The sequence below is a fragment of the Rhodococcus sp. B7740 genome (assembly GCF_000954115.1).
GTDB lineage: Bacteria > Actinomycetota > Actinomycetes > Mycobacteriales > Mycobacteriaceae > Rhodococcoides.
In genome coordinates this window covers 1,043,476-1,054,311 of sequence record NZ_CP010797.1, presented here as the reverse complement: position 1 = coordinate 1,054,311, position 10,836 = coordinate 1,043,476, and the positions used below count along the sequence as shown (strand labels likewise).

Here is a 10,836-nt window from a genome sequence, read left to right as displayed (position 1 = left end):
CGTATCCTGAGCAGTATGGCTGCCACCTTCGAAGACATTGCCAAAGGCAAGTACGTACTGCTGACGACGTTCAAGAAAGACGGCACCGGGGTTCCGACTCCGCTGTGGGGTGCCCTCGACGGGAATCGGCTGCTGGTCTGGACGGTGGCCGATTCGTGGAAGGTGAAACGGATTCGCCGCAACCCCGCAGTCACGCTGGCACCGTGCGACATGCGCGGTAACCCTCAGGGCGACGCGGTCGACGCGCGGGCCGAGATTCTCGACGCGGCCGAGACGGAGAAGGCTCGCTCGGCGATCGCGTCGAAGTACGGAATCATCGGATGGCTCACGGTCAAGGGAAGTGTGCTGCGACGGGGCAAGAGCGGTTCCGTCGGATTGGCGATCACCGCCGCCTGAGTTGCGAGCGGTGCCATCGTTCGCATGCGCGGTTCCGAATGCTTCGTGAGGCAGCTTCCCCTGCTGCCGGAATGGAGCACCACGTGCCAATCGCAGTGACCGATTACAACCATGTTCGCCTCACCGTCAGCGACATCGAACGGTCCCGGTCGTTCTACGACTCGGTGTTCGGCTTCGACGTCGCGTACGCCTGGGATCCCGACGCGGACGAAGAGACCAAGAAGGCGCTGTGGTTCCTCTTCGGCGGCGTCATCTACAAATTCGGTGGTGGCCTGCTCGGTCTGCGCCCGGTCGCACCGAGCGACGACACATTCGCCGAGGACCGTTGCGGACTCGATCACCTCAGTTTCACCGTCGACACCCGCGCCGCCCTCGAGGACGCCGTGAAGACACTCGACGAGTTGGGTATCGCGCACGAGGGCATCAAGGACGCCGGGCCCGGACTGTCCATCGTGGAGTTCCGCGACCCCGACAACATCGCACTCGAGCTCTCCGGCCCCGACAAGTAGGTCGCGCCACCGAGCCCTACTGCGCGGCGCTCACCGACGACATGTGAAAGTCGGGGATGCGTAGCGGCGGCATCGCCGTGCGAGTGAACCAGTCCTTCCACTCGCGCGGCAGTGTCGCCTCCGTTGCGCCCGCCTCGGTGACGCGTCGCAACAGATCGAGCGGGCTCTCGTTGAAGCGAAAGTTGTTCACTGCGCCGGTGATCCGACCGTCCTCGATGGCGTAGACCCCGTCTCTGGTCAGCCCGGTGAGCAGCAGCGAGGTGGGATCGACCTCTCGGATGTACCAGAGCGTGGTCAGCAGCAGGCCCCGCTCGGTTGCGGCAACCATCTCGTCCAGCCGAGTATCGGTGCCGCCGGTCATGACGAGATTGTTGCCCGGCACCGCGACGGGTGCGCCGAACTTCTGCGCGGCGGCACGCGGGTAGGACAGGGCCGCGACCGAACCGTCGCGCACCCAGTCGACCCGCTCGATGTCCATGCCGTTGTCGAACACCGATACCGCATCACTCGACGAGCCGGCGATCACGAACGGCGCGTACTCGAGTCCGGATGCGCGTGGGTCGGAGTACAGCGTCAGCGGCAGGTCGGTGAGTTTCTCACCGACTCTCGTTCCCCCGGCCCGCGAGAGAGCGGTGCGGCCTTCCTGCGCTCCGCGGCCTTCCATGGTCCACATCAGGTAGATCATCAGATCGGCCACCGCCGACGGGGGCAGCAGAGTCTCGTACCGACCGGCGGGCAGTTCGACGGTGTTCCGGGCCCAGCCGAGTCGGGTGGACAGTTCCGCCAACATCGTTCGGACCGAGACGTCCCGGAAGTCGGTTGTTCCTGTGCCCACCCAAGCGCTCGCCCCGGATCGCTTGCCGTTGATCTCCACCGATCCGGTGGGTTGGGTGAACGTACGGCGCACACCGGTCGAGGTTCCGAGCCAGACGTTGTCGACGGTGTGCTGCGCGAATCCGTACAGCGTGTCCTCGCCGTCGAATCCGACGTTCAATTCCGTTGCCAGCGACCCGAACACGTCGATCGACGTGTGCGTCGCACTGCGGTCCCAGTTCTCCGATCCGGAGGCGGACCCGACCGAATCCGAAGGCAGCAGCGGCATCGCGTCTTCCGCGGTCTCTGCCGATCGTGCTGCCGATTCGCTCGCCCGCACCACCGCCTCGATGTCGTCCGGGTCAACACTCGTCGACGACACGGTACCGACTCGAGTGCCGTCCGCCCCGCGCACGATCGAGATGACCTCCCAACGCCGCGAGGTGGCGATTCCGTTGGTGGTCATGGAGTTTCCGGCCCACCGCAACGTTGCGTCACTGGAGTCGGTGACGATCACGATGGTGTCGTCGACACTCGCGCGGGCGAGTGCACGTTCGATCACGAGCTGCGGAGCGATCATCGGCCTGCCTCCGATCGGGTGTTGAGGACGTTGACGCCGCGGAACAACGCGACGGGGCAGCCGTGGCTGACGGCGGCAACCTGCCCGGGTTGGGCCTTGCCACAGTTGAATGCGCCGCCGAGTCGCCACGTGGACTGTCCACCGAGCAGTTCCATCGAACCCCAGAATTCGGTGGTGGTCGCCTGGTACGCCACATCACGCACCTGGCCGTCGAGCACGCCGTTGCGGATTCGGTAGAAGCGTTGGCCGGTGAACTGGAAGTTGTACCGTTGCATGTCGATCGACCAGGATTTGTCGCCGACGACGTAGATGCCGTCCTCCACCTCACCGATGACGTCGGCTGTGGATCGATCGGTGTCGGGGTCGGCCTGCAGCGACACGTTCGCCATACGCTGGATCGGCACGTGATGCGCAGAATCGGCGTACGAGCACCCGTTGGACCGCTCGAGACCGAGCTTCGGGGCGAACACTCGGTCGAGTTGGTAGCCGACCAACGTCCCGCCGCGCACCAGATCCCATTTCTGCGATGCCACTCCGTCGTCGTCCCAGCCGATGCTGGCCAGACCGTTGACCTCGGTTCGGTCCGCGGTGACGTGCATGACGGGCGATCCGTAGCGCAACGTACCCAGCTGGTCCGGAGTCGCGAACGAGGTGCCGGCGTAAGCAGCCTCGTAGCCGATGGCCCGATCGTATTCCGTTGCGTGCCCGATCGATTCGTGAATGGTGAGCCACAGGTTGGTCGGATCGATGACGAGATCCGTCGGTCCTGCCACGACCGACGGTGCCTTCACCTTCTCGGCCAACCATTCGGGTATCCGCGCAAGCTCGTCGGCCCAGTCCCAGGTGCCGTTCTCACCCAGGTACTCCCAGCCTCGTCCGACCGGTGGCGCGAGGGTACGCATGGTCTCGAACGCACCGGCGGATCGATCCACGGTGGTGGCCTCGAACTGAGGATGGAGTCGAACCCGCTGCTGAGTGATGCTGCTGCCGGCCAGATCCGCGTAGAACGACTGCTCCTTGACCTGCAGAACCGAGGCGGTGACGTGGTCGACGCCATCCGACGCGGCCAGCCGGGACGAATACTCCGCGAGCAGTGACACCTTCTCGGCGGTGGGTACCTCGAAGGGGTCGATGTCGTACTCCGACACCCACGTTGCGTTCGAGTACACCGGCTCGGCAGCGAGTTCCACGCGTTCACGATTGAGTGCGCGCAGCGCTGTGGCCACCTCGACTGCGCTCCGGGCCGTGGCTGCGGCTGCGTCGGTGCCGAGTTCGGCGTGCGATGCGAAACCCCAGGTCCCGTCGACCACGACCCGCACGGCGAGACCGATCTCCCCGGCGTCGACGGCGGATTGAACGGAGCCGTCGCGCAGCGAGATCGACTGAGTCGTCGAGCGCTGCACGCGAACATCGGCGTGCGTTGCCCCGGCGGTCCGTGCCGTGCTCAGGGCGGCGTCCGCGAGGGCCTGCAGGGGCAGAGCCAGGAAGTCGGCGTCGACCGACCGATCCGATTGTCTCGTCACGCCTGAAGACGCTAGCCGAATTGTTGCCATCCGAGTCGGACGACCATCCCCACCACCACGACGAGCAGGACGATTCTCACGAATCCGGCACCGCGGGCGACCGCTGTACGCGACCCGAGGACGGCACCGAACACGTTGCACACCGCCATGACCGCTCCGAGTTGCCAGTAGACGCTGCCGGTGACCGCGAAGAAGGCGAGGGCACCGACGTTGGACCCGACGTTGATCACCTTGGCCATCGCGGCGCTGCGCACGAACTCGGTACCGAGCAGCGTGGCGAAGGCGATGATGAGGAACGTTCCGGTGCCGGGCCCGAGAATGCCGTCGTAGAAGCCGATTCCGGCGGCTGCGCAGCCGATGACGATCAGAACCTTGCGATGGGTCGGCGGCGACGGTGCCGCCGTTCGGCCGATGGTCGGACGGCAGGTGACCAGTACGGCCACACCGACGAGGACGACCATGATGATCGGGATGAACAGCTCGCGATCGATCAACGACACCGCAGCAGCGCCTGCGGCCGAGGCCACGGCGGCAAGGACGGCGGCCGGAATCAGCACCGGCCAGTTCAGCGGGACCTTCCGCGAAAAGGTGACGACGGCGGCGACGGTACCGAACACGGCAGTTGCCTTGTTCGTCGCCAGCGCCGCCTGCTGCGTCAGCTGAGGGGCCACGAGAAGGATGGCGGGCAGCAGGATGAGACCACCTCCGCCCACCACGGCGTCGACCCAACCGGCGGCCGTGGCAGCGACCATCAGCAATCCCCAGTCGGCAGCAGTCATACGGCAAACTCAATCACATGCGTCGATTCAGTCTGTGGCTCCGTGGGCAGCCGTTCGTGGCCGACGTCCTGCTGGCGGCCGGGCTGTTCGTCCTCGACATTCTGGTGTTCGTCAGCTCGGTCGACGGTCTCAACGCACCGTTGTTCCTGGTGTTCTCGGTGGTGCTGACGATTCCCGTTGCATGGCGGCGCCGTCTGCCGCGCTCGATCGCAGCGCTCACTCTCGTCACCGCGCTCGCCTCCGACACAGCAGGCAGCCTGGCGGGCGATGCGTACAACGGTCACCCGGCCGCTCTGGCCCTGCCGATCATGCTCTACACCCTGGTTGCGTACGTCGGTCGAATCCAGGCCGGCATCTATGCCGCCGCGCTCGCTGTGTACACCGCCGCGAGCCTGTACCTGTTCGACCAACCGGTCTTCACGACGCTGTTGTTCAGCGCGCTGATGTACGCGCTGTCGTGGGTTGCGGCGGAGTTTCTCGGTGCCCGCAGGGCATACGACGAAGCGACGCAGGCCCGTCTCGTCGTGGCCGAGTACGACAGGGACAGACGCGCCGAAGAAGCGGTGATCTCCGAGCGCACGCGCATCGCACGCGAGTTGCACGACGTCATTGCCCACAGCGTCAGTGTCATGGTGGTCCAGGCCGACGGTGCCTCGTATGCGATCAGACGCAACCCCGAGCGTGCAGAGCAGGCCGTTGCCAACATCTCCGCCACGGGCCGGTCGGCGCTCGCGGAGTTGCGTCGAACGGTCGCGTTGCTGCGGACGTCGCCCGACTCGGACGACATGCCCCAGTACGGGACAGCGGGACTGGCGCGTGTCGTCGAGATGATGGGTCGCGCCGGGTTGAACGTCGAACTCGAACAGACCGGAAATCTGGACGACATCAGCCCGGCGATCAGCCTCGGAGTTCATCGGTTGGTCCAGGAATCGCTGACCAACGTTCTCCGGCACGCCGGCCATGCGCCGCGCGCCGTCGTCAAGGTCGTTCGCGAGGAGGAGGCGGTCACCGTCGAGATTTCCGACAACGGCACCGGCTCGGGCGCACCGACATCCGCGGACGGCGGTGGGCACGGACTGCTCGGAATGCGTGAGCGAGTAGCGGTGCTTCGAGGAACCCTGCATGCGGGTCGGACGCCACACGGCACTTGGCTCGTGCGGGCGACGCTGCCGATCGAGTGAGGGCTAGGTTGGGTCGGTGTCGATCACCGTTGTCGTCGTGGACGACCAGGAACTCATGCGCATGGGATTGAACATGGTGCTCGAGGCACAGGACGACATCGAGGTGGTGGGGGAGGCGGCCGACGGGGCAAGTGCCGTCGAAGCCGTAGCGAGACTGGCACCGGCGGTGGTGCTGATGGACGTCCGGATGCCCGGTGTCGACGGCGTGACCGCTACCCGCACCATCACCGAATCCGGTTCGGACGCCAAGGTTCTGGTGATGACGACCTTCGATCTCGATGAACACGTCCTCGGTGCACTCAGGGCGGGGGCCAGTGGATTCCTGCTCAAGGACACTCCACCGGAGGACCTGGTCTCCGCGATTCGCAGCGTGGCCGCAGGCGACGCCGTCGTCTCACCGAAGGTGACCAAGCGCTTGCTCTCGAGGTTCGTCGCACAGACTCCGTCGACCACCGACGCCTCCGTTCTCGACGCTCTCACCGGCCGTGAGCGCGAGGTGCTGGTGCACCTGGCGACCGGCTTGTCCAATGCGGAGATCGCGACCGCACTGCATCTGTCCGAGGCGACGATCAAGACCCACATCGGCCGAATTCTGACGAAATTGGGTGTCCGTGATCGAGTCCAGGCGGTCGTGCTGGCGTACGAAACCGGACTCGTGCGGCCGGGTTCCTGAGAATCTCCCGGCAAACCGGTCACACCGGGAGCGATTTCGATGCCCCGCGCGTTGTACCGATGAAGCGAAGAAAGGACCGTCATGCTCGCTCTGTTCGTACTCTATGTCGTGGTCGAGGTCGCAGCGCTGGTCGCCCTGGGAAGCGCACTCGGTGTGCTCTGGACAGTGGTGTTGCTGATCGGCGGATCGCTGGTCGGGTCACTGCTGGTGCGATCGCAGGGCAGACGCGTGTTGGACGGTCTGCAGAGGGCATCGAGAGGCGAACGATCGGCCGGCGGAGCCGTGGCCGATGGAGCTCTCTTCGCCGCAGGGTCGGTCGCGATGTTCGTGCCGGGTCTGGTGACCACGGTGATCGGATTGCTGTTGATGATCCCGCCGACCAGGTGGCTGCTACGCCCAGCGGTGATGTGGGCCGCCGCACGCTGGTTGCCGCAGGTTGCGACCGCGACTCGGCGCATGCGCCCCACCGTCATCGACGGTGAGATCCTCGACGATGACGTCGACAGGAGTACTCGCGCGCCGAATGCATCCGGTTCTGCGCTGATCCTCGAGGGACAGGTGATCGAGGCGGACCGGTTCGATCCCGCCGGTGGGGATTTCCGGAAGCCACACCGGTAGGGGCACACTGGTCGTTCGTGACCACCGAATTGTTCTGCGGCGGACGGATCTACAGTCCGATGGCTTCCGACGCCACCGCCATGGCCGTGACCGATGGAATCGTCAGTTGGATCGGTGAGGATCGCACCGGGCGAGCACTCCACCCAGGGGTCCGCATCACCGATCTGGCCGGGTCCTTCGTGGCACCGGCGTTCGTGGACACTCACGTGCACGTCACCGACCTGGGGCTGTCGTTGGTCGGACTCGATCTGTCCGACTGTATCTCGCTCGAACACTGTATGCGGGTGCTCGCCGACCACGCATCGTCGTCGTTGGACGCTCTCGTCTGGGGACACGGGTGGGACGAAACCGAGTGGCCCGAACGTCGCGCACCGTCGACAGCCGACCTCGATGCGGCGGCGCCCGGGCGCCCGGTGTATCTCGCTCGCATCGATGCGCATTCGGCCGCCGTCTCGACGCCGTTGCGCGTTGCCGCCGCCGGTATCGAATCGACCAGCGGCTTCGCGGGGCAGTCTCCGCTCACCGCTGCCGCTCATCACCTCGCCCGGCTGACCGCGCGGTCGATGATGACGGCCGATACCCGGGATCGGGCTCGAACGGCTGCGCTCGACAGTGCTGCGGCGCAGGGAATCGTCGCTGTCCACGAATGTGCCGGTCCGGTCGTGTCGGGGATCGACGACTTCCGTGAACTGATGTCCACCCGACACGGAGTGGAGGTGCGCGGATACTGGGGCGAGCTGGTCGAGACGGCCGAGCAGGCCCGACAGCTTCTCGAGAGCACCGGTGCCCACGGGTTGGCCGGCGACATCTTCGTCGACGGCTCGCTGGGGTCGCGGACCGCATGGTTGTCGTCGCCGTACGCCGACGATGCCGGATCGGGCGTGTCGTACGAGAACGTCGATGCGATCACCGCACACATCTCGGCGTGCACGACGGCAGGAGTGCAGGCTGGTTTCCACGTCATCGGTGACGCGGCGATTTCGGCTGCCGTCACTGCATTCGAGCAGGTGGTGGCCGAACTCGGAACTCCTGCCGTCGCCGCGTGCGGGCACCGGCTCGAACATCTGGCCATGGTCGCACCCGAACAGGCCGACAGATTGGCGTCGTGGGGCGTGATCGCCAGCATGCAACCGATGTTCGACGCACTGTGGGGCGGCACGGAAGGGTTGTACTCGGCACGGCTCGGCGCAGACCGGGCGTCGGCGCTGCATCCGTTCGCGCGCTTGGCGTCGGCGGGGGTGTCGCTCGCGTTCGGGTCGGATGCGCCGGTCACCCGACTCGATCCGTGGGCGACGGTCAGGGCGGCGGTCGATCACCGCACGCCGGGCAGTGCCATCTCGCCCCGGGCCGCATTCTCGGCCTCCACCCGCGGAGCATGGCGCGCGGGCGGAGTCCGAGACGGATTGGCAGGGACATTGGTGCCGGGGGCACCCGCGTCCTTTGCGGTGTGGGAGGTCGACGAGCTCGTCGTCCGAGCACCCAAGGACAGCGTGCAACGGTGGTCGACGGACCCACGCGCGGGGGTATCTCCCTTGCCCGGTCTCGACCCGTCGTCCACGGCTCCACGGTGCTCGATGACCGTGCATCGCGGACAGGTCATCCATGAGAACTGAGTCCGCTTCGGGTGTCGAGACGGTGGTGTCATCGGCGGAGCGGCTGCGCCGGGCCGCACTGTCCACTGCGCTCTCCGTTGCCGGTGGTGCGCTGATATTCGTGAGCTTTCCGCCGCGAACCCTGTGGTTCCTGGCACCGCTGGGTATCGCGCTACTGGCCCTCGTTCTGACCGGCTTCGGCGGCCGTGGTTCGGTATCGCTGAAAGCGGGATTCGGCTACGGCTGTGCCGCCGGTCTGGGATTCTTCGTTCCGCTGCTCCCATGGATCGGTGTGTACGTGGGACCGATGCCCTGGCTGGCGCTCGCCCTCGCCGAATCGGTCTTCGTCGGCCTGTTCGGAGTGCTCGGGGTGTTGGCGGCACGGAGTGCATGGTGGCCGTTGTCCATGGCATTGGCCTGGAGCCTGACCGAATGGCTCAGATCGAGTGTTCCCTTCGGTGGCTTTCCGTGGGGTCGACTGGCATTCGGACAACCCGAGGGCTGGCTGCTTCCCTTGGCGAGCATCGGGGGTGCACCGTTGCTCGGTTTCGGGGTGGCGCTGACCGGAACCGGAGCGGCTGCTCTGCTGTTCGCGGTCGGTCGACGAGGAGGAGTGCGTTCGTACCTCGGACCGGTCGCCGCAACGACGGTGGCGTCCATCGTGGCGCTGATGCTGCTACCGACGCTGCACAGCAACGACGCACCGGAGGGCGACGAACGGACGGTGACGATCGCGGCGGTCCAGGGAAGCGTTCCGCGGCTGGGTCTGGATTTCAACGCACAGCGGCGAGCGGTGCTGGACAATCACGTGCGGGAGACGATGACGTTGGCCGCTGACGTCGAGGCCGGCAGGCAGCCTGCTCCGGATCTCGTCATATGGCCCGAGAATGCGTCCGATATCGATCCGTTGAGAAATGCCGACGCTGCGACTCTCATCACAGAGGCGTCGGTGGCCGTGGGGGCTCCGATTCTCGTCGGCACGGTACTGGTCAATGCCGATGGCACGAACACCAATTCGGTGATTGCGTGGAACGGTACCGATGGGCCCGGTGAGCGGCACGACAAGAAGATAATTCAACCGTTCGGCGAATACTTGCCATTCCGAAGTTTCTTCCGCTTGTTCTCGGAATATGCCGACCGAGCGGGTTATTTCGTCCCCGGCGACGGAAATGGAGTGGTGCGCGCCGGGGGAATAGCGGCCGGAATAGCGACGTGCTACGAAGTCGCATTCGATCGCGCCCTCGAGGAATCGGTCCGATCGGGCGCAGAGTTCATCGCCATACCCACCAACAACGCGACCTTCGGTGACACCGAAATGACCTACCAACAACTTGCGATGTCCAGAGTGCGCGCCGTCGAGCACGGGAGAACAGTTGTGGTGGCGGCGACGAGCGGCGTCAGCGCGATCGTGTCGCCCGACGGACACGTTCTGCAGCAGACGCCGCTGTTCACCCCTGACGTGCTGGTGTCCAGTGTCGTACTGCGACAGTCCCTCACCGTCGCGACACGAATCGGCGTCGGATCGGAACTGGTGCTGTGTCTGGCAGCCGTCGGAGCACTCGGCGCAACGCTTCTGTCCGGGCGCCGCCGTTCCACCTCGTGAAACAATCGCCGAGTCGGTGAACAGTGGGTTTTTCGCGTCGCCGAGTCGGATACGAGTAGGGCAAAGCCGTTCGACCCGGCACGCGGAGTCATTCGATCGACCGAATAGCATCTGTTCGAGTGGCACTCGCGGTCACTTCTGTAACAGGCTGGAGACGGCGATCGATGGTTCTTATGATTACCGTCCAAAAGAACCTTGCCGATGTTGTATCTTTGTAAGCCGCTGGGATGCTCGACGCGGGATTTCCGGGCTCGACTTCCAGTGGATGACCGACAGTCTCGCGTTGGTATGTGAGCGCTGCACCGACGCCGACAGTGTCGAGCGTGTCGTACGCCTGGCGGGGAGGGGAGTTCGTGTCGTACAGGACAATGGATTCGAGAGTCACCACACACTCATTCGTAGAACTCACGGTTTGTTCCATCCGGTAGAACCGGGTTCTCTCCCTGTTTCAATCCGATCGGTGATGCGTGACGAATTGATACAGAGCCATATCACCACCGAACGTGTGTGAAACGACACGAACGCAGACCAGAACGGAAGCCAGAATTGCTCAATCGCGCGCACAGGCC

10 protein-coding genes are annotated in these 10,836 nt (G+C 65.4%); 7 read left to right on the top strand and 3 right to left on the bottom strand.

Annotation, left to right across the window (positions count from 1 at the left end; genetic code table 11):
• The first annotated feature begins 15 nt into the window (after nucleotides 1-15).
• Entirely contained in the window at nucleotides 16-396 is a 381-nt protein-coding gene (locus NY08_RS04790; protein WP_045195179.1) for a PPOX class F420-dependent oxidoreductase, read from the top strand.
• Between the two features lie 83 nt (nucleotides 397-479).
• Nucleotides 480-905 (top strand): VOC family protein, encoded by a 426-nt coding sequence (locus NY08_RS04785; protein ID WP_032398478.1) that lies wholly within the window; start codon nucleotides 480-482, stop codon nucleotides 903-905.
• 16 nt (nucleotides 906-921) lie between these two features.
• Here NY08_RS04785 and NY08_RS04780 read toward each other — a convergent pair whose 3' ends face one another.
• The 3 genes from NY08_RS04780 to NY08_RS04770 are packed head-to-tail and all read right to left on the bottom strand — an operon-like array spanning nucleotide 922 to nucleotide 4,600.
• On the bottom strand, nucleotides 922-2,298 hold the full coding sequence (locus NY08_RS04780) for a metallopeptidase TldD-related protein (protein ID WP_045195177.1): 1,377 nt from the start codon (nucleotides 2,296-2,298) through the stop codon (nucleotides 922-924).
• On the bottom strand, nucleotides 2,295-3,851 hold the full coding sequence (locus tag NY08_RS04775) for a TldD/PmbA family protein (RefSeq protein ID WP_045195175.1): 1,557 nt from the start codon (nucleotides 3,849-3,851) through the stop codon (nucleotides 2,295-2,297). The genes NY08_RS04780 and NY08_RS04775 overlap by 4 nt, the downstream gene beginning before the upstream one ends.
• Nucleotides 3,833-4,600 carry a TSUP family transporter gene (locus NY08_RS04770; RefSeq protein WP_032398089.1) on the bottom strand — a complete coding sequence of 256 codons (768 nt, stop codon included), beginning with the start codon at nucleotides 4,598-4,600 and terminating at the stop codon, nucleotides 3,833-3,835. Before NY08_RS04770 ends, NY08_RS04775 begins: the two co-directional genes overlap by 19 nt.
• A 17-nt stretch (nucleotides 4,601-4,617) precedes the next feature.
• Between NY08_RS04770 and NY08_RS04765 the strand changes: the two genes are divergently transcribed.
• The 5 genes from NY08_RS04765 to lnt all read left to right on the top strand — a co-directional run bounded on the left by NY08_RS04765 (nucleotide 4,618) and on the right by lnt (nucleotide 10,267).
• A complete protein-coding gene (locus NY08_RS04765; protein ID WP_045195173.1) occupies nucleotides 4,618-5,781 on the top strand; it encodes a sensor histidine kinase in 1,164 nt (387 codons plus the stop codon).
• 16 nt (nucleotides 5,782-5,797) lie between these two features.
• On the top strand, nucleotides 5,798-6,454 hold the full coding sequence (locus NY08_RS04760) for a response regulator (protein ID WP_045195171.1): 657 nt from the start codon (nucleotides 5,798-5,800) through the stop codon (nucleotides 6,452-6,454).
• 81 nt (nucleotides 6,455-6,535) lie between these two features.
• Nucleotides 6,536-7,072: an FxsA family protein gene (locus tag NY08_RS04755; RefSeq protein ID WP_045195169.1), complete on the top strand. Its 537-nt coding sequence runs from the start codon at nucleotides 6,536-6,538 to the stop codon at nucleotides 7,070-7,072.
• Between the two features lie 59 nt (nucleotides 7,073-7,131).
• Nucleotides 7,132-8,685 carry an amidohydrolase gene (locus NY08_RS04750; RefSeq protein ID WP_082073970.1) on the top strand — a complete coding sequence of 518 codons (1,554 nt, stop codon included), beginning with the start codon at nucleotides 7,132-7,134 and terminating at the stop codon, nucleotides 8,683-8,685.
• The gene (gene lnt / locus NY08_RS04745) at nucleotides 8,675-10,267 is read left to right on the top strand and encodes an apolipoprotein N-acyltransferase (RefSeq protein WP_082073695.1); all 1,593 of its coding nucleotides are present in this window, start codon (nucleotides 8,675-8,677) and stop codon (nucleotides 10,265-10,267) included. Before NY08_RS04750 ends, lnt begins: the two co-directional genes overlap by 11 nt.
• The last annotated feature ends 569 nt before the right edge of the window (nucleotides 10,268-10,836 follow it).

Coding starts and splice junctions, on each gene's coding strand:
- lnt (WP_082073695.1), top strand. CDS start 8,675: ATGAGAACTGAGTCCGCTTCGGGTGTCGAGACGGTGGTGTCATCGGCG.
- NY08_RS04775 (WP_045195175.1), bottom strand. CDS start 3,851: ATGGCAACAATTCGGCTAGCGTCTTCAGGCGTGACGAGACAATCGGAT.
- NY08_RS04780 (WP_045195177.1), bottom strand. CDS start 2,298: ATGATCGCTCCGCAGCTCGTGATCGAACGTGCACTCGCCCGCGCGAGT.
- NY08_RS04770 (WP_032398089.1), bottom strand. CDS start 4,600: ATGACTGCTGCCGACTGGGGATTGCTGATGGTCGCTGCCACGGCCGCC.
- NY08_RS04790 (WP_045195179.1), top strand. CDS start 16: ATGGCTGCCACCTTCGAAGACATTGCCAAAGGCAAGTACGTACTGCTG.
- NY08_RS04755 (WP_045195169.1), top strand. CDS start 6,536: ATGCTCGCTCTGTTCGTACTCTATGTCGTGGTCGAGGTCGCAGCGCTG.
- NY08_RS04765 (WP_045195173.1), top strand. CDS start 4,618: ATGCGTCGATTCAGTCTGTGGCTCCGTGGGCAGCCGTTCGTGGCCGAC.
- NY08_RS04750 (WP_082073970.1), top strand. CDS start 7,132: ATGGCTTCCGACGCCACCGCCATGGCCGTGACCGATGGAATCGTCAGT.